33 protein-coding genes and 1 pseudogene are annotated in these 24483 nt (G+C 34.4%); all 34 read right to left on the bottom strand.

All coding sequences use genetic code 11. The annotated features are described in order from the left end of the window. Nucleotides 1–6: 6 nt before the first annotated feature. Entirely contained in the window at nucleotides 7–1500 is a 1494-nt protein-coding gene (locus tag MUA87_RS09765; protein WP_107540080.1) for a phage distal tail protein, read from the bottom strand. A gap of 1 nt (nucleotide 1501) precedes the next feature. Further along, nucleotides 1502–6508 (bottom strand): phage tail tape measure protein, encoded by a 5007-nt coding sequence (locus tag MUA87_RS09770; RefSeq protein WP_262550668.1) that lies wholly within the window; start codon nucleotides 6506–6508, stop codon nucleotides 1502–1504. A gap of 17 nt (nucleotides 6509–6525) precedes the next feature. Beyond that, the gene (gene gpGT, locus MUA87_RS09775) at nucleotides 6526–6648 is read right to left on the bottom strand and encodes a phage tail assembly chaperone GT (RefSeq protein ID WP_105978203.1); all 123 of its coding nucleotides are present in this window, start codon (nucleotides 6646–6648) and stop codon (nucleotides 6526–6528) included. A gap of 59 nt (nucleotides 6649–6707) precedes the next feature. Further along, a complete protein-coding gene (gpG, locus tag MUA87_RS09780) occupies nucleotides 6708–7154 on the bottom strand; it encodes a phage tail assembly chaperone G (RefSeq protein WP_107540078.1) in 447 nt (148 codons plus the stop codon). Between the two features lie 95 nt (nucleotides 7155–7249). Continuing rightward, nucleotides 7250–7936 (bottom strand): annotated as a pseudogene (locus MUA87_RS09785) (major tail protein); the annotation flags it as partial. 11 nt (nucleotides 7937–7947) lie between these two features. Beyond that, on the bottom strand, nucleotides 7948–8310 hold the full coding sequence (locus MUA87_RS09790) for a DUF806 family protein (RefSeq protein WP_107540076.1): 363 nt from the start codon (nucleotides 8308–8310) through the stop codon (nucleotides 7948–7950). Then, nucleotides 8307–8684, bottom strand: a complete 378-nt coding sequence (locus tag MUA87_RS09795) for an HK97-gp10 family putative phage morphogenesis protein (protein ID WP_060804534.1) — start codon at nucleotides 8682–8684, stop codon at nucleotides 8307–8309. Before MUA87_RS09795 ends, MUA87_RS09790 begins: the two co-directional genes overlap by 4 nt. After that, on the bottom strand, nucleotides 8684–9016 hold the full coding sequence (locus MUA87_RS09800) for a head-tail adaptor protein (RefSeq protein WP_107540074.1): 333 nt from the start codon (nucleotides 9014–9016) through the stop codon (nucleotides 8684–8686). The genes MUA87_RS09795 and MUA87_RS09800 overlap by 1 nt, the downstream gene beginning before the upstream one ends. Next, nucleotides 8997–9287, bottom strand: a complete 291-nt coding sequence (locus MUA87_RS09805) for a head-tail connector protein (RefSeq protein ID WP_107543493.1) — start codon at nucleotides 9285–9287, stop codon at nucleotides 8997–8999. Before MUA87_RS09805 ends, MUA87_RS09800 begins: the two co-directional genes overlap by 20 nt. A gap of 9 nt (nucleotides 9288–9296) precedes the next feature. Continuing rightward, nucleotides 9297–9452 carry a hypothetical protein gene (locus tag MUA87_RS09810; protein WP_023016041.1) on the bottom strand — a complete coding sequence of 52 codons (156 nt, stop codon included), beginning with the start codon at nucleotides 9450–9452 and terminating at the stop codon, nucleotides 9297–9299. Nucleotides 9453–9465: 13 nt separating this feature from the next. Then, complete coding sequence (locus MUA87_RS09815) at nucleotides 9466–10704, bottom strand: phage major capsid protein (RefSeq protein WP_107543492.1); 1239 nt, start codon at nucleotides 10702–10704, stop codon at nucleotides 9466–9468. Nucleotides 10705–10797: 93 nt separating this feature from the next. Next, nucleotides 10798–11373 (bottom strand): HK97 family phage prohead protease, encoded by a 576-nt coding sequence (locus MUA87_RS09820; protein WP_107540071.1) that lies wholly within the window; start codon nucleotides 11371–11373, stop codon nucleotides 10798–10800. Next, nucleotides 11366–12622 (bottom strand): phage portal protein, encoded by a 1257-nt coding sequence (locus MUA87_RS09825; protein ID WP_070864596.1) that lies wholly within the window; start codon nucleotides 12620–12622, stop codon nucleotides 11366–11368. The genes MUA87_RS09820 and MUA87_RS09825 overlap by 8 nt, the downstream gene beginning before the upstream one ends. Nucleotides 12623–12626: 4 nt before the next feature. Beyond that, nucleotides 12627–12797, bottom strand: coding sequence for a hypothetical protein (locus MUA87_RS09830; protein ID WP_226956288.1), 171 nt, complete (start codon nucleotides 12795–12797; stop codon nucleotides 12627–12629). A 38-nt stretch (nucleotides 12798–12835) separates the two neighbouring features. Then, complete coding sequence (locus tag MUA87_RS09835) at nucleotides 12836–14539, bottom strand: terminase large subunit (RefSeq protein WP_107540070.1); 1704 nt, start codon at nucleotides 14537–14539, stop codon at nucleotides 12836–12838. After that, complete coding sequence (locus MUA87_RS09840; protein WP_070463402.1) at nucleotides 14536–15009, bottom strand: phage terminase small subunit P27 family; 474 nt, start codon at nucleotides 15007–15009, stop codon at nucleotides 14536–14538. The genes MUA87_RS09835 and MUA87_RS09840 overlap by 4 nt, the downstream gene beginning before the upstream one ends. Before the next feature lie 92 nt (nucleotides 15010–15101). Then, on the bottom strand, nucleotides 15102–15467 hold the full coding sequence (locus tag MUA87_RS12815) for an HNH endonuclease (protein ID WP_031262787.1): 366 nt from the start codon (nucleotides 15465–15467) through the stop codon (nucleotides 15102–15104). A 5-nt stretch (nucleotides 15468–15472) separates the two neighbouring features. Beyond that, complete coding sequence (locus MUA87_RS09850) at nucleotides 15473–15856, bottom strand: hypothetical protein (RefSeq protein WP_070684441.1); 384 nt, start codon at nucleotides 15854–15856, stop codon at nucleotides 15473–15475. Between the two features lie 169 nt (nucleotides 15857–16025). Further along, nucleotides 16026–16424, bottom strand: a complete 399-nt coding sequence (locus tag MUA87_RS09855) for a hypothetical protein (protein ID WP_105978187.1) — start codon at nucleotides 16422–16424, stop codon at nucleotides 16026–16028. 80 nt (nucleotides 16425–16504) lie between these two features. Next, nucleotides 16505–16690, bottom strand: coding sequence for a hypothetical protein (locus MUA87_RS09860; RefSeq protein ID WP_105978186.1), 186 nt, complete (start codon nucleotides 16688–16690; stop codon nucleotides 16505–16507). A 144-nt stretch (nucleotides 16691–16834) separates the two neighbouring features. After that, nucleotides 16835–17434 (bottom strand): hypothetical protein, encoded by a 600-nt coding sequence (locus tag MUA87_RS09865; RefSeq protein ID WP_182477681.1) that lies wholly within the window; start codon nucleotides 17432–17434, stop codon nucleotides 16835–16837. Continuing rightward, nucleotides 17431–17592, bottom strand: a complete 162-nt coding sequence (locus tag MUA87_RS09870) for a hypothetical protein (protein ID WP_158257376.1) — start codon at nucleotides 17590–17592, stop codon at nucleotides 17431–17433. The genes MUA87_RS09865 and MUA87_RS09870 overlap by 4 nt, the downstream gene beginning before the upstream one ends. After that, nucleotides 17593–17769 carry a transcriptional activator RinB gene (gene rinB, locus MUA87_RS09875; RefSeq protein ID WP_105978185.1) on the bottom strand — a complete coding sequence of 59 codons (177 nt, stop codon included), beginning with the start codon at nucleotides 17767–17769 and terminating at the stop codon, nucleotides 17593–17595. Beyond that, nucleotides 17762–18004, bottom strand: coding sequence for a hypothetical protein (locus tag MUA87_RS09880; RefSeq protein WP_262550680.1), 243 nt, complete (start codon nucleotides 18002–18004; stop codon nucleotides 17762–17764). The genes rinB and MUA87_RS09880 overlap by 8 nt, the downstream gene beginning before the upstream one ends. Before the next feature lie 158 nt (nucleotides 18005–18162). After that, entirely contained in the window at nucleotides 18163–18363 is a 201-nt protein-coding gene (locus tag MUA87_RS09885; RefSeq protein WP_105978183.1) for a hypothetical protein, read from the bottom strand. Beyond that, on the bottom strand, nucleotides 18344–18580 hold the full coding sequence (locus MUA87_RS09890; RefSeq protein WP_105978182.1) for a hypothetical protein: 237 nt from the start codon (nucleotides 18578–18580) through the stop codon (nucleotides 18344–18346). Before MUA87_RS09890 ends, MUA87_RS09885 begins: the two co-directional genes overlap by 20 nt. Nucleotides 18581–18595: 15 nt before the next feature. Next, nucleotides 18596–19513 (bottom strand): DnaD domain-containing protein, encoded by a 918-nt coding sequence (locus tag MUA87_RS09895; protein WP_105988763.1) that lies wholly within the window; start codon nucleotides 19511–19513, stop codon nucleotides 18596–18598. A gap of 13 nt (nucleotides 19514–19526) precedes the next feature. After that, nucleotides 19527–20012 (bottom strand): single-stranded DNA-binding protein, encoded by a 486-nt coding sequence (locus tag MUA87_RS09900; protein WP_105978180.1) that lies wholly within the window; start codon nucleotides 20010–20012, stop codon nucleotides 19527–19529. Continuing rightward, on the bottom strand, nucleotides 20013–20642 hold the full coding sequence (locus MUA87_RS09905; RefSeq protein WP_105978179.1) for an MBL fold metallo-hydrolase: 630 nt from the start codon (nucleotides 20640–20642) through the stop codon (nucleotides 20013–20015). A 68-nt stretch (nucleotides 20643–20710) separates the two neighbouring features. Further along, nucleotides 20711–21613: a RecT family recombinase gene (locus MUA87_RS09910; RefSeq protein ID WP_105978178.1), complete on the bottom strand. Its 903-nt coding sequence runs from the start codon at nucleotides 21611–21613 to the stop codon at nucleotides 20711–20713. Nucleotides 21614–21767: 154 nt separating this feature from the next. Next, complete coding sequence (locus tag MUA87_RS09915; RefSeq protein ID WP_158257413.1) at nucleotides 21768–21938, bottom strand: hypothetical protein; 171 nt, start codon at nucleotides 21936–21938, stop codon at nucleotides 21768–21770. After that, on the bottom strand, nucleotides 21935–23887 hold the full coding sequence (locus MUA87_RS09920; RefSeq protein WP_105978177.1) for an ATP-binding protein: 1953 nt from the start codon (nucleotides 23885–23887) through the stop codon (nucleotides 21935–21937). Before MUA87_RS09920 ends, MUA87_RS09915 begins: the two co-directional genes overlap by 4 nt. Nucleotides 23888–23889: 2 nt before the next feature. Beyond that, entirely contained in the window at nucleotides 23890–24156 is a 267-nt protein-coding gene (locus MUA87_RS09925) for a DUF1108 family protein (RefSeq protein ID WP_105978176.1), read from the bottom strand. A 98-nt stretch (nucleotides 24157–24254) separates the two neighbouring features. Next, nucleotides 24255–24470 (bottom strand): hypothetical protein, encoded by a 216-nt coding sequence (locus tag MUA87_RS09930; RefSeq protein ID WP_105978175.1) that lies wholly within the window; start codon nucleotides 24468–24470, stop codon nucleotides 24255–24257. Between the last annotated feature and the right edge of the window lie 13 nt (nucleotides 24471–24483).

Here is a 24483-nt window from a genome sequence, read left to right on the forward strand (position 1 = left end):
TCCTTTCTATAAATATCTATCTTGCCAACGAACCGTTGTATCAAATGTATTTAACGGTGAGATAATTAATTCTGTATGCCCTTTTTCTACTTTGAAATAGTTAGAACCAAAAGTTTTTTCAGATAAAAAAGGCTCTTCATTTACTAATACATTATGATTACGCATATCAATCAAGATTTCATCGCCTTTTTTGATAATCATATCTCTTGCCCCTTTAGGTTTAGGCAATAGCTCTCTCGTATAAGTACCGAAAATATATAGCGGCATGACTGGATTATTACCATTCTTAGCAGAATATAAAGATAGCGAAGCAATAGGTCGTGTGTAGAATTTACCGCTATCAATATAAATTTTTTCATGCTGATCAAACGCGATTTTTCTTAACGGATAAGGAATCTCTCTATATTTCCAGGTTTTTATTTTAAATTGATTGCTACGACGTTCCAACTTAATATAGACCACAAACTCATCCATGTTGTATAAGCTAGGATTGTTTTTATAGTCGTATATCTTAACTTGGTCGCCATTTTGGTTAAACAGTGTAACAATGATACGTCCTGTGTTTGAGTTGGCGTTAGGATTACTGTAACCAATTGAAGCGATCACTCGTCCGTCTGTATCGTAGAGGTACTGTGCGAAGTGTACTGCGCCTTTACGACGTTGGTTTAGGCCAAACTTAACAGTCGTTGAAAAGTCTTGAGCGCTCGCATAATTGACAAAGCTACGTTTATACATAGCGCCCTGCCAACCACTACCCGTTACGCTTTCTGTGTTTAGGTAGAATGACTCCTTGCTTGAAGATTGACTGAAAGCACCACCAACGTCACCGCCTGTATGGTTATCAGTGAATTCTTTGATATCTTGTTTATTCCAGCCTTTAAACACGCGCAATTCATCACCTAAAATGAGTGGTGAATAGTCATTGAGTAGTTTATCTACATCATCGTCACCAATCATAAAATAGTCCTCATCGCCTTTGGCAATTTGGAAGAAGTTAGCATTTTTTAATGCCCTCGCTTCTATTGTGACGGGTGTATCAGCTGTACCGCTATTCACGATAGACACTTGGTCTGATATAGCAGTGTTGTAGTTGCCGGTTGCTGCATACTTGTATGGGTCTACCAAAACAACCTTTATAACAAATGACAATACCCCTCTAGGTGTCTTATCAATTTCTACAGGACCTTCAAAAAAAGCATTCCAGTACCAATCTTGTGTCATGAATTGTAATGGAACTTCATAATCATAATCAAAGAAACGTACTATCTCATTTAAAATATCATCGTGTTTTTTCATTCCACCGTGTGAGAGATGTTCATTACTTACTATTAAAGGTAAGTCAAATTCATAACCTTTCACCTCTCTCTTTTTAAAAACTGAACCTTTTCTTCCCGGTACATCTTCAGTTTCTATTTCAAAATTAAAAGAGGGTATTTTAAACCCTCTTTCTACTACTAACCATGGAATTGTTTTATTATTAACTTTTATTGTATCTAGCATTTTAAGCTCCTCCAGGATTAAACCTTCTATGTCTTTGTTTTTGTCTATTATAATCATCTATTGCGTCAAAAACTTGTTGTTTATGTGCGTATTTATCAATTACTGGTTCATAATCCTTATCTGCAATTGTGTCACCAGCACTAACCAATCTAGCAAGCAAACCAATTACTTTATCCATTTTCTGCTCTAAGACACTCACTGTATGACCATCATCAGAAAGGTTATTGACACTTTTCAATTGGCTAGGACGTTTGTTTTTACTAATATCCTTACTAGCCAATGCAAGTAATTTAGCTGCATCATCTGCTCGTTTTGGGTCAGTAGGTATTATCCATTCAGGGTATCCTTCTTCGCCTAAATGATATAAGCCATTGTGGACGAGTCCACCTGTCGCATACCCATGTCCACGACCTATTACTGATAATATACTACCTCCATATCTAGCTTTTGCATAACGCATACCAGCAATTAAGTTATCTAGACCATTCATGATATTACCATGTCCTGGTAATTTAAAAGCATTAAATGTACCAGGTTTAACTTGCACAAGTCCCATTGCACGACCGTCCGCTAAACCATCAGTACCACCGATAGACTTAGCATTTCCACCTGATTCCGTTTGAATCTGTCTCGCCCACGCATTTACGTATGCTTGAGATGTAGGCAAACCGGCTAATTTTAATGCTTGTCGAATATTACCATTCCATTTTCCTGATTTACCGCCGATACCTTTACCATTTTTCTTTAACCAGCTAAGCGGTTCTACAGAGTTGCTGTTAGATTCTCCGCCCTGATTGACTTGGAAGTGAAGATGTCGATAATTAGTCATTGAACCCGTGTTACCTGATTTACCAATAAGTTGTCCTGCTTTAACTTGTTCTCCTGTCTTCTTAAGTTGCTTACTAAGATGCATGAACCATAAGAATGTTTTACCTTTTGAAACAGTGATAGCATTACCGCCGCCGTAGTTATCGTACCAACTTCTAACTCGACCAGCCATCGGTGTACGCACAGGCGTACCAACAGGCATGTCATAATCGACACCGTGATGGACTCCGCCATTGAAAGGATAATTAGGATTCGGCGGATATGGCGGAGCAGAATATTTTTGTAGAATTCCATATCCTTCAAACACAGATCCATCTCCTGCTTGAGCCTCAAACCCACCTTTAATCCAATCTAGTGCTCCTTTTTTTATTTTTTTCCATGCAGCACGTGTAATATCTCCAACGATACCCATACCTTTTGTAAGAGAACTAAAGTCAATACCCATCATGGAAAGCACTTTGTTAAGTAATTTTCCTGGTTCGTCCATGTAGTCCATAACATCTCCGATTTTTTCAGAGAGCCATTTTGCACTATTGCCAACAACTTTACCGGCACCTTTCAGTTTATCTCCAACCCAATCTTTAGCGTTGCCAAACCAAGTACCTGTACTAAGTCTAGGAATCGTACCTAAATTAAATCTAGGCGCCATACCTGCACCTTCTGCCTCTTCATAACGTTGTCTCATGCTACCACTTATTACTCTTGAATTTTTTGGCAACCATGTCATTGTATCTTTTGCTGGCGTCATAGCCATTCGTCCATTAGGATACTGTATTAATTCACGACGACCGTCTTTACCTTTTCCGTTACCCGGTCCTCTATCACCCACAATAGCCATAGTGCCATCTTTTAATCGACCATCAGATGTTGTTCTAACGTGGCGATTAATTCTTTGTGTACCAGTTGATAATTTAGGTATTTTAGGCAAGCTCAACTTAGAACCTACCCAGTTTAAGCCCTTGATAAGACCATTCAAACCTTTTTTGATAGCACTTACCATGCCGCCGATATGATCTTTAATTTTACCAATGATATTAGCTAATCCATCACGCATGTTTGTAAAGGTCTTCTTAACAGAACTCCATAACGCACTAGCAATACCAGTTACAGATTTCTTTATTCCTTGCCAGATACCTGTTACTTTTCTCTTAACATTATTAGTTATATCACGAGTACCGTTGTATAAATTATTAAAAGTCTTCTTGACTGATGCCCATAACTGAGAGGCGTATCTAGTTACTGTGTTTTTAATATTTCTCCAAGTATCTGCTAACCATCTGCGTAAGCGACTAAAAATATTACGAACACCTTTGGATAAAGAGTTAAATGTATTACGTACGCCAGTCCATAAGCTTTTAGCATATTTTACAACGGTGTTTTTGATATTCAACCATGTTTTGACGACAAAACTTTTTACAGCAGTAAATATTTTGTTCACTGTATTTTCAACTGCGGTAAAGTAACGTTTAACTCCGTTATAAATAAATTTAACTGCTCCAACGATGGCATTTTTTATACCATTCCATATATGCTTAATGAATTTTGCCACGGCACCAAATATCGTTTTAGTGATACTTAATATCCGTTTGAAAATCGTGCTGATAATAGACCAAATAAACTTCAGTACTGTACTTATTACACTTCTGATATGTTTAAAAGCAGAACTTATAACACCTTTGAATAGTCCGCTGAATATCTTAACTACTTTAAGTATTTTACCGATGAACCAAAGTTGAATAAGGTTCCATATAAGCGTTAATGCACCACTGAATACTTGTTTAACACCATTCCAAACTTGCTTCCATTGGCCAGTAAATAGTCCGCTGAATATCTTAACAATACCTAAAATGATATCCAAAGATCCATTGATAATATTTTTGATATTATTCCAAGTATCAACGATTAATATCTTGATTAGTGGCCATAAAAACTTCATTACATTCCATATAATTCCCATTGCTATTTTGATAATTGGAACTATAACATTCATAAATAAAGTTTGAACAAGACCGCCTAACTCTTGTAAAATAGGCCATAAAAAGTTCTTAATCTCTATAAAGACAGTCGATGTGACACTCCAAATATTGGCTAATGCTTGGATGATAGTATCTCCATTTTCCTTCCAAAAATCAGATAACTTCTTACCTATTTCTTGTATATATGACCAAATACCTTTAAAAGCGTCTATAAATACTTGTCTAATTTGCATTAAAGTAACGGTCACTTTTCTAGCAGTTTCTTTAGGCATAATCTTGGATAATAAATCCACTGTTGGTAATGTTTTACCAGATAATAAACTTCCTAAAGCATTAAATATTTGGTTAGCAACATCCCACATCTTTTTTAGGCCATTCATCACTGGATCTATTACAGAGTGAACTATATTTCTGAATGTTTCAGATTTTTTATAAGCAATTACAAATGCTGTACCGATTGCTACTATTGCTGCAATTGCTAAACCTACTGGACCAAGCATGAATTTAAAAGCTCCACCTACTAAAGTCAAGCCTTTAGCAGCAAACGGCGCTTTGTTTCCTAAGAAATTCATTACTCCACCAGCTTTAGCTATGCCTGTCATCACAGGACCTAAAGTAGTCATAATGCTACCTATTGCAGATGTAAACATCCCTGTAACAAGAATAGCTGGTCCTAATGCTGCAGCAAATAAACCAACACTTACTATTGCAGTCTTAACCCAACCAGGAGAATCTGACAACTTTTGCGCTAAATTACCTAAAGTTTCTGCCGCTCTTTTAATGTGAGGTGCTAACACATCTCCGATACTTATAGCTAAAGATTCTAAAGCGGATTTCATTTGACGGATTGAACCACCAATTCCGCCTTCCATTTCATCCGACATTCGTTTAGCTGCACCTGTTGAATTATCAATAGACTTAGTCAACTTTTTGTAGTCCTCATCTGAAGCATTAATAACAGCCAATGCACCACTCATTGCTTCTTTACCAAAGATAGTTGCAGCTGCGCTTGCTTGTTGGTCTTTTGATAAGTTTTTGAACCTATCACGCAACTGATCCATTACATCACGCATAGGAAGCATCTTACCGTTACTATCAGTAATAGATATACCTAACTCTTCCATCTTGTTTTGCATAGCTTTTGTTGGTTTAGCTAAGTTTGTAAACATGGTACGTAATGCTGTACCGGCTTTTTCACCTTTAATCCCAGCATTGGACATTAAACCGATAGCTATAGATGTATCTTCCACAGTATATCCCAATGCGCCTGCAACTGGAGCAGCATATTTGAACGCTTCACCTAAACCACGTACATCGGTATTAGCTTTAGAACTTGTCTGTGCTAATACATCTGCAAATCGTCCACTATCTTTAGCTTTCATACCAAATGCTGTTAACGAGTCAGTAACGATATCACTCACTTGTCCTAAATCTTCCCCAGAGGCAGCAGCTAATTGCATAACACCATCGATACCGCCTAACATATCTTTGGTATCCCAGCCGGCTAAGGCCATATAGTTAAGAGCTTCTGCTGATTCAGATGCACTAAATTTAGTTTTAGCTCCCATTTCAAGGGCTTTATCTCTTAATTGTTGGAATTCTGAACCAGTAGCACCAGATGTAGCCTTCACTTTTCGCATTGAATCATCAAAATCAATACTCTTTTTAGCAGCAGCACCAAAACCTGCAACAATAGGAGCAGTAACATACATAGACATGCTACGTCCTACAGATTGCATTTTTTGACCTATTTCTTGGAATTTAGGTCCTATTTCAGAGAACTTACTACCTATCTTTCCCATAGTAGTATTCATAGCTTGTTGTTGTCGTTCAAGAGCTCTCAATTTTTCAGTTGCTTCTTTCAGTTCTCTTTCATACTTATTTAATTCGGCGTATGCTTCATTATACTTTGCAGCTGCTGCTTGAGTTTTCGCGCTATTTTCCCCAGTTTCTTTAGATAATTTGTCATATTCTTGTTTTAACTCTTTTACTTTTTGAGCTTGTACACGCTGTTTTTTAGTTAACCCCTCTACTTTAACTTTAGATTTTTCAAGAGATTGATCATAACGACCAAATTTTGATAAATTAGCACTCATTTCACGAGATACCATGCGCATTTGTCGATTTAATCCGGCCATTCCTTTATTAAAACCTGAGCCATCTAAATCAACTCTTATGACCATATTACCTATTGGGTTCCCCATACACTAACCTCCTTTCTTTAAAAAATATCTGCAAAGCTTTTTGCTTTTTTCTTGCTTTCCACTTTGCTGCTTACAATTTCTAAAAAGAAATGAATAGGCATATTTGCTACTTTTTCAGCATCCATACCATCTTCAATCAACTTTTTTGCAAGCTTCATATAGTTGTTATATCTGCCTTCAGGAGTTAAATCTTCAGGGTTTATTTCTTCTTCTCTGTCACGAACTTTTTTGTATCGTCTAAATCTCCTGAAATAAGTGTTTCTAAAACAGTAACTAAAGTACTAAGACCTTCAGCGCCTGCTGGAATACCTTTTTGCAACTCCTCTGATGTGAATTGGTTATCAAATCCTTCTGCTACAAATGCTGTAACTTCATCTAAAACTTCAAATTGTTCTGAAACCAATTCTTGATACTCTTCAACTTTAGCTTGATATTCTTTTTGTTCTGTTTCACTCAACTTTTCAAATTCCTCTTGTGTTAAATCTTCAAAATCCGGTTGTTTAAATGTTTTTGTTAGTTTTGTAGATAACTTTGAACCTTGAATTGTGTCAAAAAGTGACATCATCGGCTTTGCTAAGTATTTTTTAGTCTGTGGTTTACCTGTTTTTGTATATCCTGTAATAAGTTCAATTGATGCTCTTGTCATAATTATATTCCTTCTTTCTGATTTTAAATTTTTCATTAAAAAAAGAGGGGAATTCCCCTCTTAAAGTTTTATAGTGATTGTAATTCTTCTGAGTCCTCTGGTGATGTGCTATCTTTCATTGACTTAACAACTGTTTCACTTTCACTTGGTGCTAATGAGTTGATAAAATCTTCATAAGTTTTTCCGAATGTTTCTAAGAAAACATAGTCGCGACCTTTTGTAGAACCTTTATCATCATAACCAGTCACATGCGATGATTCATCATATAAACGGTCTACAAATGAACCTTCAACTTCATCATTTTGGAATTCAACCTTATCTTGTTTTGAATGCCCTGATAATGATGGACGCGTAAATTTACCTTTAAATAGTCCCACCCATTCAGATGAGCCATCATGGTTTGTACGCTCGAATACTACCGCTACATCTGGTGGAATATCATTCGCTCCGTATTTATATCCTCCGTCACCTTTTTTAGCACCGGATAAGAAAGCTTTTTGATCTGCAGGGATGGAAACGAAAGTTGTTTTAACTGATAATTTACCGTTAGAAACAGCAGTTGCTGCAACCATATTATCTCCATATTCTTCTTCCACTTCTTGTGGTCGGTCAACTTCGATTTCTTTCAAGAAACGTGTACGAGAACCTGGTTTTACTTCCCAGTTTTCACTTGTATCTTTAACAATAGGCGCCCAATAGAAATTTGTAACACCAATTGCAATACCGGAAACTCCTGTATCCTTTTCTGCAAAATGCTGTAAATTTAACTTTAATTTTTCCATAAAATTTCCTCCTAAATAAAAAGAGAACCATTTGCACGAATTATTTCACGAAACGTCATTGTTTCTACTTCGTACAAGGGTTCTCTATAATATGATTTAAAATCTAATTCCTTTAATCTTTTTGCAATTCGTTCAGCTTGCTCGCTTGGCTCATTTTCAGACCACCAAATATCTACTTGAATATCGTATTCTCTAGTCATTTCTTCATTGTCAGCATATTCTTCAGGATTAAAAGGCAAAGGAAATATCCTAACAATCGGTTTACTAGTCTGTGTATGAAAGTTTTGAGGTACTACATACCTAAAAACATTATCTTTTATAGTAATCCGCTCATCTTTAATGATTTCATTATAGATTAATTCGGTTATACTCATTTAATCACCTTCTTCATGGCACTTAACATCTTTCGATAAACGAGTTGTCTATTGTTTTTCTCTGTCTTAGTAATCCATAATTGCGGACGTTGATACATGGTTCCAAACTCTGTTGCGTGTATACGATGTGAATAACCTTTTTCGTAACCTACAACAATGTACTTTTCATAACTGTTTTTATCAGTCCTTACATTAGAAATAGTTACGTGACTCTTTGCATGTTTTTTTCTATCACTGACAGGAGTGGTTCTAGCTAATTCAGGTACTAACGCTTGAGCTGCTTCTCTTAACACTTGATTTTGCTTAGCATTAAATTCAAGCTGCTTTCTAACAAGACCTTGCTCAATGTCATTTTTTTCAATTTTAGCAGGCATTATAAAATAACCTCACAATATACTCGAATGAAAGCTTTATCTTGATAATCCTTCTTTACATAAATAATGTCATACCTTTCATCTTCATGTAACACATAGTGCTTGTTATTTGGCTTATATTCACCACGAGGGTCTCTAATGATAATAGTTTTAATAAATTTAGATCCTGTATTGATACTTGTTTGTATGTCTGATTCTCTCGCGTCTTGAATGGCTGCATAACAACTATATAATTCTTGTGGAACAGGTTTTTGTGGTAAGCCGTTAATAGATTTACTTATGTCTTCACAAAAAGTAACCCGCTCGTTTAATCTATTTGAATTGAATTTCATATGCATCCCTCAACTTATGAACTACACTTAGAACCATATGTGGCGCATAATTCAAATCTCGTTCTTCAAAAGCAATACGATTTTCAAAATAATAAGCAGTCAAAGGATAAACAGCCGCTCTATATAACGGATGTTCCTCCAACCACTCTATATCATCTGTAACTGCATTAGCTATATCGTATTTCGCCCAATTGTAGTATTCTTCGAGCAAGTCATCTTCAGAATTGTGGTCGATTTTACAATGCTTTTTTAAAAGTGTTAAGTCCACCACACTTCACCTCTAGTCATCAATTCTAGTTAACATACCATTTTTAGGTTTGCCATTTTTGTTAACTTCATTTGCACGTTTCACAGTCATTTCTACTTCTTCACCCTTTTGCAAGGTACGTTTTAATTCTTTATCAATATATGCTTGATTCACTTTATATTTAGCCATGTTCTATTCCTCCTTATAAAGTTTGTACTTCTTCAGTTGCTTCATCTTTAAAGTTAACAACCACTGCTGCTTTATAATCTAAAATACGGCAATCTTGACGTACAGCAACCATTAAGCACTCCCCGAAGTGCATATAGTCTGTCCATTGAGCTTGATACTGTGAACGGTCAAATAACACAATAGCATCTTTTAAGTTACCAATAATTAACGTTTCCGCTCCAGAATCTCCTAACATTTCATCAGGTAAAATCTCTACTTTAGCACCTAACAAACGTTGTTGTGTTTTCTCTTTAACATCCGGTTGAATTAAGTAATTACCATTTTTGTCTTTTAACTTGTCTAACTTAGCAAACAATGTTTGTGATACAATCGCCACATTATGTTCATAATTAGGTTTCACATTTAAATTAATTGCATCTTTTAAGCCATCGATACCTGCAGCCTCAACAGAACGTAATTTTGTACTATCTCCATTTTCTCCTGGTCCTCCATTCTGGATTACATCAATAATAGCTTGGTTTCGTGTTGCCGCAATCGTACGAGCCATCCATAATTTTAATTCTTGTAGCACATTGACTTTCGCATCTTCAATTGCTTCACGTGAAATTCGGAAATAACCACGGCGTGTTTTGATGTCATATGCCAGTTGGAAGAATGGCTTAACTGCTAACTCAGGATTTTCAGCAAGTTCTTCAACTTCTGGTAACGCTGCAACTTCTGATTGTCGTACAACTGGATATTTTCCAGAACCATTATTAACTTTCTTAACTGTTACATATTTATCTAAGTTAAATTCAACTTCTTTAAGTTTTAAAATATCAGTCACAATTTCTTCTGGAATGACAACGAAACCAGAATCTGTTTTTAATGATCCACCTTGAATATCATCTCGAGTTTCAAGATAATTTTGGAAATCTCTAACTTCTTGTGAAGTTACTTGTGTTTGTTGCCCAGGAATAGCTAAATCGAAAACATTACCATATTTACCCATTGAACGTACATTCGCATTACCTTCAGTTTGACTTGGTTCTGTATTTCCTTCGTTACTTTTATTATCATCATCTTCTTTAATTTTAGATAATTCTTCTTCTTTTTCTTGAATTTTTTTGCGTAATTCTGCAATTTCCTGTTCAAGTTGTTCTGCTTTCTCCAACTCATCATTATCTAACGCACGCGTAGCGATTTTTACTTTTAGGTCAATTTGACGTTGTGCATCTTTAATCGATGCTTGTAGTTTTTGTTTCGTATTCATTATAGAACCTCCAATTTTTAATATTAAAAAAAGACATCATCTTATAGACATGTCCTAGGTTGTATTTTTTATGGTGTTCAACTTCACCGAATATTATTTTTGATTAGCATATTCATTAATTTTGTTTCTAAGTTTGAACTTGCGTTTTTCTCGTTCAAAATTCTCTATACTTCTAATTGCTGGTTTAACATCAGTATCTTTATAGGCTGGATAAGTAACCACCGATACATCAGTTAATTGACTGATGCTTTTTAAAGTACGTTTATAAATACCTTCTTGTTCATCATAACGCAGTTCATCGCCTTTCTTATCTAACATAAAACCAAATGAACATTGATTTATGTTACCAAGCCGCATATTTTCGTATAAATCACGTGCGAATGTTGTATTAGGTAACTCACAACGATATTTCAATCCAACATCATCTACTCGAAGTGCTAAGGTACCAGCGCTTGTTCTTCCAATGATTTGCGATGGTTGATGGTCAACTAAACAACGTACATCAGATAAGTCTGTGTTTCTTAATGCTTCTTTAGAGATTGTTTCTTTGAAACCACCTAAATCTTCTGACCATGTATCAAACTTTAACGCATAACCTTCAATAATCATTTCTTGGTCATCACTAGTCCTTACCTCATCAACAACGCCTACTCTGATTTCTTTATCCATTTTGTTCACCACCTTTCAGTTTGTTGTCTGTACCTTTCGATTTATTCATTTGGTACTCATCTACCAGACTGATATTCACATGGTTTAAGTCAACACGATGAATACTGCCGTGTCCACCAGGAATAGGTGGTAAGCCATCACGCTTTCTAATTTCGTCAATATTTGTTTTTCCACTATCCAAGTTGATTTTATCTATTTCTGCTTGTGTTTTTTCATCTACTACACGAATTTCAGTAGTGTCAAAGATAAACTCTTTAAAATCATCTGTGATTTCATCATTAAACTTGAAGTTTAATTCTGCACATACACATGTTGTATAAGGTTTTAATGTAGATAAATAGTCTAAATTAGCATCTGTGATACTCATATTAGTTGTTTCTACACCAAATTTATGAAGGGGTATCCCAAATACTCCGGCAATCTCTCGAGTAGACGATTTATTTTCTCTAATAAGTTTCAAAACCTCTGTATCTACCTCAAGTTGATCGAATGTCATTGATTCATCTAGAACAACAACCTTACCTGCCTGTTTAGTACCACTGAAAGCTCTATGGAATTCTTCCCTTGCTCGGTTTCTTGCTTTCTTATCATTTAATACACCTTTCATTTTAAGAATACCGCCTGCATGTGTACCATTTCTCAGGAAATTATTAAGAAAATCTTTACCATTATTATCTGCATCAATGGTTTTGTTGAGTGTATCTAATAAAGATAAACCATTAATACCATCTAATGAGTAAAATTTTATATCTAACATATCATCAAAATTAATTTTTCGTTCAATCATCTTTCCATTTTCAGTGATTGTTCTAAATTTATAATAATAATAACCACCATCTGATACTTTCAATTGAACTTCTGATGTTTTTCTAAAAACTAACGCTTCTGGTAACCCCAATTTATCTCTGATAATTTCTACATAACCATGAGATGTTAATAGTGCATTAATAAACACAACTAATTTAAAGATATAGCCGTTATAGACTGCATTTGGTCTTGTATTCAACAAGTGAGTAATACGATTATTATAATCTATTTCTCTGTTTTCCATTAGCCTGATGGGCATACGAGCCAAATCAGATGCAATCATTGTGACAGCAGTAAATACATCGCTGTGTTTAATAGCATCAACAGACGCATATTCACGAATGTTACTCCCTTGAAATCCTGGCAATGTACTAACCATCATTTGCAAGTCTTCTTCGTTGTACTGTAAATCTCGTTTTTCTGTTTTATAGAAAATACCCACTTATTTACCCCCTTTCTTTAGACTCATGGTCGATAATTAACGCAATCAGAATCAAAGTTAAACCTGTAGCAATTAAACCGAAAACTAAGCCAAAGCCGATATACATTGCAATATTGACCACAGTTAAACCTATTAAAAATAAGATACTGACGATATTAACAATTAGCAATTTCAAAAAAATATATATCTTATTAAAATTCATTTACTCACCACCTAGAAACCAAATTCAGCACTTTCATAAATAGATGACCAATCAATTTCAAATTCATGCATACGTGCTTCACTAAATGCTGTGATTATTGAAATAATAGGGTCAATTTTTTGTCTGTTGATACGTTTATCAATTTTCACATTATCTTCGTAATCAAAAGTTAATACTGCGTTATTCACTGCTATTGTTAGCAAGTCATTACCAAAATGTTTTAATCGCCCTTCAGCGATCCACATTCTGAATTCTTTTATGGGCTGTGAAAGTTGTTTAAAGTTTTGGCCTACTTCAATTAAATCCCAATCAATCATCATTGTTTCTAGGGTAGTGATAAAAGATTGTGCATTCCAAGGATCATAACAAACAGCTTTAACATTGAGATTGTATTTGTCTATGACATCTGCAATAAATTCAATAACTTGTCGATAATCAATCATTCCAGAAGGTGAACGGGTTGTTTCTGCCTCTCCATTATGAATAACTTTTTGATAGTCAATCTTATCTCTTTTTGATTTTTGCTCTAATGTAGTTCGTAAGCCTACAAATGAGTGACTATCAATCAACATTGTTTTATCTTCTTGTGGAAATAAGAAACCTACACTGGTTAAATCATCTAACCTTGAAAGGTCAACCCCAATATAAACATCGCTTCCATATATTTTTGATACGTCTTTCTCAATTTCCGCATTTTCCCACTCTCGGATGTTTATTAAGCTATCTTCTTTATTAGCTTGCCAAAGATTGAAGTTTTTAATTAGTATTTTATGGAATGATGTCCCTTTTTCTAACTCATCTTGAATATCCGCTTTAATGTTACGAAGAATTGTATCCCTATGTTCATCTGATTCCAACAAAGGCATTGCTTTAATCCATAAAGATTCATCATTTACCTCATCTTCTGAATCCATTTCTGCACAATATACGAAGTAATTATCCGCTTTCACCTCTCCAGATAAAATATTATTGATGTATTTATACTCTTGATACATTTGACTATTTAAATTATCACCTGCTGTAGATATTAAGAGAGTAAGGGGATTCTTTTGAAGCGTCATACCTGTTTTAAACCTTGAATACATCTCATCATCCGGCATACTGGCCAATTCATCTAAAATCGCAACGGTAGGGTCTTTACCATCAACCGCATCTGGATTATTAGAAAGCGGTTCAAACACACTCTCTGATGTTATATGCGCAAGGTCTGTTTTACGCGCTTCTGTAGATTTACGGATTAAATCACTTTTAGAACGTAGTAATTTAATTTGTTGACTTGCCATTTTAAAAATCGTCTGTGCTTGTTTATACGTCGAAGATGATACATATATTTGACGATTATATTTAGGATATTGACCAAATAACAATTCATTCAGTGACATACCTGAGACAATTAATGACTTACCTTGTTTTCTTGCCATACTAATATAAGCTTTCGTAAAACGTCTGAAACCACCGCGTCTACGCCATCCATATATACTACCTACAATGAACTTTTGAAATAGCATTAAAGGCATAGGTTGATTTGTTTTAGGATCAGGAAGCATTTCTATAAATTTAATAGCTTTATTTGCTTGGTCAATATCGAAATAACAATCTAATGGAGCATTTTTCAAATCATCTAAGTGTCTTTGAGCCACTGCTATATTCTTCTTACTTGCTAAGATTTCTCCACTAACAACTTTCTTAGCGTATAGTGTTACAAAATCTATCATTGAGCATCACTCGCAAATTGTGCAAATGGGTCGTCCTCTTCTTCCTCTTCAGGAACAACTATTCGCAATCTACTATCAATAGTTAATCCTAATGTGTTGGCTGTTTGTTGCATACGAATACCCGCCTTCTCTTTTACATTGAAAGCGGGATTGACCTTCATATTACCTCGTGTGTCTTCAATCATTAGTTCTTCTTTTTCTAAAATTAAACTTGCTTTTACAAAATCACTATAGAAACTACAATATTGTGCAATTTGACCTTTATCTAAGTTAGAAATTGGTAATTCTTGCATATGAGGGATAATCCGTAAGTATTCCTCTCTTGCAATTTCATCTAAAAAGCTTGGTGGTGTAGAATCTATTTTGGAGAATTTACTCAACTGTGTTTCTTGTCGTTCTTTTTCGATAATTTCTTCTTTTGTATAATTTTTATTGGAATTCATCAATAATTTTTTAGGTCTACCAGCCAAATTTAGCACCTCCTAATAAAATTTCTAGATAAAGGGAATTTTTTGAGAAGAAAACTCTGCCTCGTTCTCGAGTAGTTTAATATTACACCCCGTTATTTCCTGTGGGGGACTTCACTTTGTTCTCTTTTCGTTTTTCTGTTGTGGCATTCATTGCATAATGGTTGAAGGTTTTCTTTTTCCAATCTTTTCGACCAATCTATTTTTGTTGGTATGATATGGTCAACAACATTTGCTTGCCTTCCACATTGTCTACACAAGTAATGATTATCTATCATCACAAGTTCCCTCATGTTCTGCCATTGTTTTGATTTATAAAACCTTAAGTATTCTGGATCATTTCTTTGTCTCAAATCATTGTATTTACCGTTAATATAAGTCTTATGCTTGTTGCAATATGTTTCATTGTAGCTTATCAACGTATTACATGTTGGGTGACTACATCTACGCATTATCCCAATTGCTTTCACCTTCTTAATGAATTAATATCAATTACTAAGTCTTTATCTCTGTTAGCAATCAACAATTGATTACCAATAACATCATGTACAATATATCTTTCTTTCTCATACGTAACAGTATCTCCTACATCAATTAGGTTATGCATGTTAGGTTGATAACTATTTATATTGATACCAGCGACTGTATCTAGCGTTATGTTATTCAATGTAGCTAACGCTGTTAAATCTTCTAACACTTCTCCTAACATAACTGTAAGTTCTTCATTACCTATATTTTCAATATTATTGTTATATACATCAGCAATGTTACCTACTGTTGTCATCAGATGCAGTATATGATGCTGTTTCTCTTTAGGTTTCTTTAGAGACTGATACTTATTAAATTCCATTGTTCACCTCATAATAAAAGAGACACACCACGTTAGTGATGTGCCTCAGTTATAATATAGTATTGATCGCGCGTATCTTTGCAAATTAATAATATTGTTGTAACTCAATTATATAAAATTAATTCAGCTAAACAAAACAGTGTGTAATCTGTGTAAAGTGTGTAATCTGTTACCCCTGTGCGTTCATAAATACATCTACTATTTGATTGATTCTACTATATATATTCTTTCTGCTGGACTTCATAAATACTTCAATAGCGGTTATACTTTCTCCTTGTTTGAGCAACTGTAAGATATGATAGTTTTTATCATTAGTAATCAGATGTTCATACTTATCGATAAACGTCACTTTATCTATAAGATCTTGTGTCTTACGTCTATCTTTATCATTCTGTATGACTCTTACCAATACTTTGTTACCTGTAGTTCCTTGAGCTTTAGCCATTGATGACTCGATACCATATTGACTGATAGATGTACTATCATACTCATATACTTGATGGTCAATCAATCTTCGCATCCAATGATAGTCTGTAATCAATTGTTTTACTTCAGTTGGCGTATACATGTATAACCTCCATTGATAAATAGTATATACGCTCATTATAACATTTTCTTATAACGACATCTATATAACATAATATATTCTTATAACAACTTATTGAATATATCTTCTTTAACTGCTTCAAGTGTAATTAGTTCTTCATCTAACTCATTCAAACGCTGACGCTTTCTTTTAATACTTTCCTCAGTAGCATGTAATTCTTCTTCACAGAACTGTATACGTCTCTCGACTTTTTTTATTAAATTCAAATAATAATCTCTCTTATTCATTTTTTTCATTCCTTTCAATCAAATCCTCTATAATATTATTCCTCACTTTCAACTCTTCCCCTAACTCTCTATTTGCCATATAAAGCCCAAAAGAGAGAAGAGCGAAGAGAATAGTTAGCGCTATCCACATGTTGGCAATCACCTCTATATTTTAAATTTCTTTTTGAACACTTTATTAAAGTCATCTAAATAACGTTCGTATACAATGAGATTATCTTTGTAATCTTTATTTATTATTTTACCTTCAATGTCTGATGATACTTCTGCAAGATGATATTGTATTTGTTGTTCTAGGTAACTTAAATCACTGTTCATCACTGCATCTATTTTCTTTGTTTTTTTGATAAAGTCATCGTCAAAACAGAACTGGTTTACACTAAATGAATTATTAAATTCCTTTTTGAAATCTCTCATTTTTTCTAAATGATGAGTTAAATTAATTAGGTATCTATAATCTGAGTTTAATTTGTAAGCGTCAATAAATCTCTTTTGTCTTGAGTGCTTATTCATAACTTCTATATCTTCATATCTCAATGTTTCAGGTTGTAGTATAGGTGTAGCATATGAGCCAATAAAAATTTTCGCTGCTTTATATACTTCTGAATATATAGGATAAATATTATTCAGGTTAGCTTGTTTTCGATTTAAATTAGTATCTACTAAAAACCTTATCACTTCTTTTACAGTGTATAATACAACACCTCCAGCAAGAGTATACAAGCCAGTTAAAAAATCGTTATTCATCCTCTTTCACCTCTAATAATATTATCCACAAAAGAATCTACTAATTTATAAACACCGAATACCGCTAATGTATTTATTATAATTAAATGTCCTCCAGAAATAAACAATGTGATTATTAGAGCAACACCCAACGCAATAAAATCATAAATAAATTTCATCTATTCACTCACCTCTGCTTTTAAATTATCAAGATGTATATGATCGTGTATGTCGAAGTCTGCAGGAGCTTCTACATCATCATTCTGTGTTACTCGAATGATAAATTGTTCAGTGATGTATTTGACCGCTTCATAAAATGCAAGAGTTAAGATTATTTTGAATATAGTTTTAATCATTGTTTTCATCCTCCACTTTTGAAATTTCATATCTGATTTCACTCAATATTTCGCTATCTGGTTCGTTTTCTAATTGTTGGTCATCAATCATTTCTTTAATGCGATCAAATGCCTGTGCCTTTTCCAACACTTCAACTCTTTCTTCATAAATTTCTTGACACGTTTTTATATCTTTAAATTTTTCAGCTAATTCTTTAGCCCCTTCAATATCTAGTATCATGTATTTGTATTTCATTCATTTCCTCCTATTACATTCACAATCTACTCTGCAAGCTAACACAGCGATGTGTGAGAGACTTATAGTAACTTCAAAGTAGTTTTATACTCTTACTCCTTAATCCTTCTTCTAACATACTTAAAACGCGTCCTCGTGAGTCTGATTCAAAACATTGTTTACACTCCTAACATTTCGTAGATGTCTGTTTGATAGTCTTTTGTAAATTGATTGTTTTCCATGAATGTGTGCAGTTCGTTCAAATCAAAGTTCCAACGTCTGCCTTTCCATTCATTAACACCTTTCAATTTGTATCTGTCTTTATCGGTTTCGATAACAAAGACTTTGTTGCCATATTCATCAAATAGATTGAATTCCATTTCTATCACCCTTTTTAAAAGAGATAGGTAATTTATCGAAGTAATCATCATTAGTGATGATTGTTTGTTCAGTAGTTCCATCTAACAATACGTATGCAGCATGTGTATCGAAGTTTTGTCTAAATAACTGAATGACTGTTCCGCATCGACCTTCTTCTTGATCATCTTCTTGCCAGATAATGATTCGGTCGTAATTGTTGAGTTCATGAATCTTCATTGTGATTCCTCCTAACTAATCTCCACCCCATGATTCCTGTATATGTTTTAAAAACGCTGCTCTGTCTTTTTCGAAATCCTTATCTTGTTGTTTATCAGATGTTTTGTTTTTGTTTTCATATTCACGGTTTAATAACCATTCAGGTGTGATCTCTTTTGATTTAGCATTTGAAATGTAGTAATTTCTGTTATTTGTCCGTTGTGCTATTTGTTGTTGTTCATATGCTTTGATTTCTTCCATAGATTTCAAATTAGCCTTTAACCAATTGTTTAAAATACTCTTTGCATAGCCCCAGCTCGTTTTGTTTCTGTCTAATGCAATCTTTAATGCTGCTTGTACAATTTCATCTGAATCGTTATCGAATGATTCAATGTAATGATTCATATCTTCAGCAGTATATTGATTTAATACTCCGAATCCATTTTCTTGGAAGAAGTCGAAGGCATTTATCTTCTTCTTATACTCTTTCTTTACTTCTTTATTTCTTTTCTTCTTTACTTCTTCTTTAGTTGTTACCTCTTTGTTACCTCTTTGTTGGTTCTTTGTTACCTCACTGTTAGTAACAATGTTGGTATCTTTGTTGGTCTTTTCTTCGTTAGACTGGTAAACGCCCCAGTTAACAATGGTTATGAGCCTATTAACCTTTGTTGATTCGTTTGTTATAAAACCTAGTCGCTCAAACCTCGCTAACGCACTGCGAACATTCTGCACTGAAATCCCTTTTCCGCATTCTTCGGCTATACTTTTTAGTGATGTGACAAATTGACCAGGCTTTGTAGTGTACTGTTCGCCTTTGTATTCCCATTCGTTGCCACTGAAATCTGCCATGATTAAGATTTGGATCAGGATTGCTTTATGTTCAGGCGTAGATTGTTTCCAGATAGGCTTTTCGACAATACCGCGCCAAAGTTTTAGATATCCTGGTCTAGCCATTTAATTCACTCCTTTAGAATGGAAGATCATCATCCTCGATATCGACTGGACCATTCGCATTAGTGAATGGATTATCTTCACGTACTGATTGCTTTTGATTTGTTTTGCTCTGTCCATATTGCTGCTTTGTGTTGTTTGCATTGTAGTAGCTGTCTTGTTGTTTATCTGACTGTTTTTTATTGATGAATAATGTTGCAGTATCAATTTCATCTACTACAAGCTGCATACCGTAATTAGTAGTTCCATCATCACGTGTGAAGTTGTTGTTTCGCATTTCGCCTTTAACTGTTACTAAGCAGCCTTTTTTAGCGTACTGTTCAATGAATTCAGCAGTAGCTTTGAATGCGATACAACTGATAAAGTCAGTATCATATTCTCCGTTTTGGTTCTTGTACTTTCTTTGTACTGCGATATCAAACGGTAATACCTTTGTTCCGCTTCTTGACTCAACAATTGATAAATCTTTAGTAATTCTTCCTGTAAACACACATAAATTCATTTAATTTCCTCCAATGTACACAGGCACGCCAGACACCTGTTGTATCTCATTTTTAATTCGTTCAGCATCTGCATTTGTGCTGCTTAGATGAATAAGATTGATTTGTTGTAGTTTGCTTAGATCATTCGCTTTTAAGAATTCAACTGCATTCTCTAAACTGAAATGACTTTCCATAACTCGATTAGACAAAGCTTGATGAAGTACACCGTCTTTGACGTTCTGCAACATCTTTTCATATACGTAATTGACTTCTAACATCATGTGAGTGATACCTTTGAATTTGTACTTAACGTACTTTGTATCTGTGAGGTAAAGGACCTTATAGCCATAATCGCTTTTAAATAGGTAACCTACAGGCTCTGCTGCATCATGTTCTACTTCGAAAGGTAGAATGGACCATGTTCCGATTCTTAACTCTTGTTTGGCTTTTAAAGTACATAATCTGTGACTGTTGATGTTCAATGCATCTTTCGTGCCTTGTGTCATATAAGTTATGATGCCGTGGTTTAAATATTGTTTTACATATTCAGCATGATCACCGTGTTCGTGTGTGATAAGACATGCTGCAATTTTTCTGGTCTTGAATGCTAGTGGTATCTGAACATTGCGAAAGTTTATACCAGCTTCCAATAAGAGTGAGGTATAGCCATCACTGATGCGATAGCTATTCCCCTGTGAGCCAGTTGAAAATACTTGTATTAAAATGGCTCAACATCCTCTCCGACTTCCTCTGCAGGCTCTTCTTTTTGAGGTTCTTCATGTTTAGATTCATTTGATGGTTCTTGATATTCCGTGTATACCGCTTCTTCAAAATCAATTTCTTCTTTGTTTGCATTCTGTTCCACTTCTGCATCAAAGACTTCTTTGCGTTGACGTTCTTCTGATTCTTGTGCGAATCGTAATAAACCTTCATCTGATGATGTATTGATGTAACGTTTAGCAGCACGATTGATAACCGTTTTCTTGGCCATTTCTTCTTTGAAGTTGTTATGCGTTTTTGACTTTTTAAGTGCTGCTTCATCTTTAATCATTGATGACTGTAACCATGCTTGTTCAATTTGGTCCATAGTCATGATTTCAATATAATTCTCACGATCATCATCAAACACGATTGTGCAGTAAACACCTTTAATTTTGTTTTTATCGATATTAAAGAAATCTTGTTCGTGTTTGATTGCTTTGATACGACCGACAGAATCCAATTCTTGTTTAAAGTTGTCATCTTCATAAATGACCTGTGCAACAACATCTTTAGCACCAGCATCTCTTTTAAGCATCATTACGTTACCGTGATAACTGCGTTGAAGCACTAGCTTATCTCCGTATGGAATGAAGTAGCATTGGTCTTTTGCAGGGTTCAACCCTTGTGTTACCATGTCCAGCAGTGCATTCGCTGTACTTGCTTCTGTACACTTAGCTAATTTGAAATCTTGACTGATTTTCAACCATGCTTGCTTCATAGCATTGCTTGGTGAATAGTTTTTCGGAAGTTCTAAGTTGCCTTTCGCTTCTAAAACCTTAACTTTGTTCAGAACGCTATCAGATACGTTCTTTTCTGCTAATAATTGCTCTTCTACTTTTTGTAATTTATTGTTACTCATCTTAATTCCTCCATGTCTTTGATTAGTTGAATATCTTCTACACTCACTTCATAAATACAGTTCATTCTTGTTGCGACTAAATAAATTTTGATGTTTCTGAATCCTGTTTCTTTTATTTCGTTTTCACTGACTTTCATAAAAGTTTTTGATTGTACTACACCGTAGCGGTGACCACAGATAAACCTTTTTCTTCACAACTTGTTTTACTTCTTATCGCTAATTCTTTTCGTTGGTTCTCTTTTCTGAAATCATCTGGACCAATACTCTTTCTTGTTTTTTGCCATTTGGCTTTTATTTGTACAAAATCACCTAATTCGTATTTCATTGAATATCCTCCGCTCTAAGTTGTTGATCATCACCACTGACAATCAATCTGATTTGCTGTGCATCTGTTTCAATCAGTTTTGTTACTGATTCTGCATTATCGATAAAGATAGGTGCTTCAATCTCATAGAAATGACCTAAAGTATTGACGATATCTAAACCAACGTTGATACGTGCTGCATTGTTTAAACCTGAGTCATATTCAACGCCATTAACAGTAGTGATACATGTTTCTTCCGTATCTCCGTTAACTAATTGATTGAATAGCTTGAATTCAGCGTATTTGAATTTGTTGTTGATATTGTCTGTCAGCATTTCAATTTTCGTGTTAGTGAATTTGTTCAATTTGTACAATTGCCCAGATAACTCTTCTTTTTCATCAAGCAAGTTATCTTCTTCTGTTCGCAGATCTAACACTCTGTTTTGTGTACGTTCGTTTGCCTGTTCTACATATTTGATTGATTCGATTTCTGATTTCTTGCTTTCAGCAGTTTTCAATTCTTCTTCAAGTTCTGAAACAAGTTGATTTATTTCCGAAGCAATATCTTTACGCTTGTTGCTGATATCTGCAATGTCTTGCATGATTTGTCGGTATTCATCTGTTTGTGTCACATTAACTGCTTCTGCTTTTAATGCTTTGATTTTCTTATCAATAGAATTAGATTTCTCTACCGCTTCATTAGATAATTGCTTTTGTTTCTCGATTTCTCTTTGAATGTTCTCTAATGTCGGTTTAATAGATTTACCTTGCTCTAACGTGTATTCTTGTTTAGCTTTAAGGTTTTCTAATTCTTCTGATTTACGCTTGTTGAAAATGTTGAACGCTTTTTCTTTAGCTTGTTCGATTTGGTCTTTCGGCAACTCTTGTCCGCAACACTGACAAATCGTGTCATCAGTGTGTTCAAACTGTTTAGCGGACACTTCTTTGATTTGTGTTTGAATATCTTTATAATCTTTTAATAATGTTTCTCTGCGTTTAGCTTCATGTTCATACTCATTTTGTAATCTCTTTATAGTTGATTCAGCGTTGATAACCGTACTGTTTTCAGTATTGAATTTATTTGTAAGTGAATGAATTTTATCTTCAGTATCATTACTGAAATTCTGTTCTAAACGTTTTAATTCAGATTGTTTGTCAGTTAATTGGTTACGTAAATCAATGTCAGCTTTACCATTTTTAACTTCTAAAATTTTGTTGTTAATCTCTTCAATCTGTTCGATTGCTGCTTTGTAATCATCTTCGTTGTATGGTTCTACTTCCTGCAATCCTTTTTGTGCTTCATTGATACGTGTTGGAATATCCTTGATATCCTTATTGATTTGTTTGATTTTATCGCCTAATATTTTCTTTTTCGTTTCGATATCATGGTCAGATAAGATATCATTGATACCGATTAATTCATCATCTGTTTCGATAATCTCTTCATCACTAATTGGATCTGCAATTTGGAACAAGATTTCTCTACGCTTTTTCCAATCCAATGTATTAAACGCTTCTGGATTAGTAACCAGTTTAAATACATCTTCATCTACAATTGATTGAATGTAGTTTTTGTACTCAGTAACTTTCAAACTTTCTTCATTTACATATTGCTTTTTAGTTCTGCTGCGACTGTACTCTTTTCTGTTCGTCTTAGCGTTAGTTGTATATTTTGCGTGTGACTCTTTACGTAGTGTTAACGGTTTATCATCCAATACCATTTCTGCAGTGACTGTCGGTGTCAATTCGTACTGTTCTTGGTTGTTTTTATCAAGCGGTACCAAGTTGAATGATTTAGTCGTACCGTCTAAGCCTTTATCAAACAACAGCCATTGTAATGCAACTGCGGTTGTTGTCTTACCACTGGCATTTCCACCATAAATATTTGTGTTGTTATCTCCAAATTCAAAAGTTTGTTCCTTAATTCCTGCAAAGTTTTCAATACTTAGTTTTTTTATTCTTATCTTCATCTCTATAACCACCCTTTTGTAAAATAAGCCATGACTTTATCAAGTTCATCTGCTTGTTGTTCAATAAATACATAAATATCATGTTTGATAATTTCTTCGACTGTTTCTAAGTCTGATAATGAAGCCACTGCAATATCAGTGACATATTGATGGTCACGCGTCGAAATCAGTAAATTGATATGATTTTCTTTTCTTGTCAGTTCTTTAATAAATTCAAAACCATCAATATTAAAATATTGACTTCTGACCTCGCCTTTTTCAAAAAACATTTGATTTTCCCTCCTGAATTTGGTAATTTAGAGGGTGCAAAGTTTAGGTAAACATTACACCCTCGACTGTTAGCAATTCGTGGTTGCTAGCAGTCTTTTTAATACTTAATCGTAAATAAAGTAATATACTCTTCGCCGTCATCGACCGCTCCTTCTGTTTCATCTTCTTTGAAGTACCAGACATCGAAGAACAGATAAACTGCTAACGATAAAAGCAATGACCACGCTGCTGATATGATGAAATCTTGTGTGATAAGTGTCAGTGTGAATGTGCTTACAAAGCAGAATGCGTATGCGATCCAGAATGATTTCATTTATATGTCTCCT

The organism is Staphylococcus simulans (assembly GCF_025561465.1).
Lineage (GTDB): Bacteria > Bacillota > Bacilli > Staphylococcales > Staphylococcaceae > Staphylococcus > Staphylococcus simulans.

What these genes read in the sequence shown, in the direction of transcription:
- MUA87_RS09770 (WP_262550668.1), bottom strand. Translation starts at nt 6,508, where the DNA reads ATGGGGAACCCAATAGGTAATATGGTCATAAGAGTTGATTTAGATGGC.
- MUA87_RS09820 (WP_107540071.1), bottom strand. Translation starts at nt 11,373, where the DNA reads ATGGATAAAGAAATCAGAGTAGGCGTTGTTGATGAGGTAAGGACTAGT.
- MUA87_RS09800 (WP_107540074.1), bottom strand. Translation starts at nt 9,016, where the DNA reads ATGAAATTCAATTCAAATAGATTAAACGAGCGGGTTACTTTTTGTGAA.
- MUA87_RS09925 (WP_105978176.1), bottom strand. Translation starts at nt 24,156, where the DNA reads ATGTTTTTTGAAAAAGGCGAGGTCAGAAGTCAATATTTTAATATTGAT.
- MUA87_RS09885 (WP_105978183.1), bottom strand. Translation starts at nt 18,363, where the DNA reads ATGGAATTCAATCTATTTGATGAATATGGCAACAAAGTCTTTGTTATC.
- rinB (WP_105978185.1), bottom strand. Translation starts at nt 17,769, where the DNA reads ATGATTAAAACTATATTCAAAATAATCTTAACTCTTGCATTTTATGAA.
- MUA87_RS09930 (WP_105978175.1), bottom strand. Translation starts at nt 24,470, where the DNA reads ATGAAATCATTCTGGATCGCATACGCATTCTGCTTTGTAAGCACATTC.
- MUA87_RS09920 (WP_105978177.1), bottom strand. Translation starts at nt 23,887, where the DNA reads ATGAAGATAAGAATAAAAAAACTAAGTATTGAAAACTTTGCAGGAATT.
- MUA87_RS09860 (WP_105978186.1), bottom strand. Translation starts at nt 16,690, where the DNA reads ATGAATAAGAGAGATTATTATTTGAATTTAATAAAAAAAGTCGAGAGA.
- MUA87_RS09815 (WP_107543492.1), bottom strand. Translation starts at nt 10,704, where the DNA reads ATGAATACGAAACAAAAACTACAAGCATCGATTAAAGATGCACAACGT.
- MUA87_RS09890 (WP_105978182.1), bottom strand. Translation starts at nt 18,580, where the DNA reads ATGAAGATTCATGAACTCAACAATTACGACCGAATCATTATCTGGCAA.
- MUA87_RS09795 (WP_060804534.1), bottom strand. Translation starts at nt 8,684, where the DNA reads ATGCCTGCTAAAATTGAAAAAAATGACATTGAGCAAGGTCTTGTTAGA.
- gpG (WP_107540078.1), bottom strand. Translation starts at nt 7,154, where the DNA reads ATGACAAGAGCATCAATTGAACTTATTACAGGATATACAAAAACAGGT.
- MUA87_RS09870 (WP_158257376.1), bottom strand. Translation starts at nt 17,592, where the DNA reads ATGAAATTTATTTATGATTTTATTGCGTTGGGTGTTGCTCTAATAATC.
- MUA87_RS09765 (WP_107540080.1), bottom strand. Translation starts at nt 1,500, where the DNA reads ATGCTAGATACAATAAAAGTTAATAATAAAACAATTCCATGGTTAGTA.
- MUA87_RS09835 (WP_107540070.1), bottom strand. Translation starts at nt 14,539, where the DNA reads ATGATAGATTTTGTAACACTATACGCTAAGAAAGTTGTTAGTGGAGAA.
- MUA87_RS09880 (WP_262550680.1), bottom strand. Translation starts at nt 18,004, where the DNA reads ATGAAATACAAATACATGATACTAGATATTGAAGGGGCTAAAGAATTA.
- MUA87_RS09850 (WP_070684441.1), bottom strand. Translation starts at nt 15,856, where the DNA reads ATGGAATTTAATAAGTATCAGTCTCTAAAGAAACCTAAAGAGAAACAG.
- MUA87_RS09855 (WP_105978187.1), bottom strand. Translation starts at nt 16,424, where the DNA reads ATGTATACGCCAACTGAAGTAAAACAATTGATTACAGACTATCATTGG.
- MUA87_RS09900 (WP_105978180.1), bottom strand. Translation starts at nt 20,012, where the DNA reads ATGAATTTATGTGTGTTTACAGGAAGAATTACTAAAGATTTATCAATT.
- MUA87_RS09790 (WP_107540076.1), bottom strand. Translation starts at nt 8,310, where the DNA reads ATGAGTATAACCGAATTAATCTATAATGAAATCATTAAAGATGAGCGG.
- MUA87_RS09865 (WP_182477681.1), bottom strand. Translation starts at nt 17,434, where the DNA reads ATGAATAACGATTTTTTAACTGGCTTGTATACTCTTGCTGGAGGTGTT.
- MUA87_RS09915 (WP_158257413.1), bottom strand. Translation starts at nt 21,938, where the DNA reads ATGAAATACGAATTAGGTGATTTTGTACAAATAAAAGCCAAATGGCAA.
- MUA87_RS09910 (WP_105978178.1), bottom strand. Translation starts at nt 21,613, where the DNA reads ATGAGTAACAATAAATTACAAAAAGTAGAAGAGCAATTATTAGCAGAA.
- MUA87_RS09810 (WP_023016041.1), bottom strand. Translation starts at nt 9,452, where the DNA reads ATGGCTAAATATAAAGTGAATCAAGCATATATTGATAAAGAATTAAAA.
- MUA87_RS09895 (WP_105988763.1), bottom strand. Translation starts at nt 19,513, where the DNA reads ATGGCTAGACCAGGATATCTAAAACTTTGGCGCGGTATTGTCGAAAAG.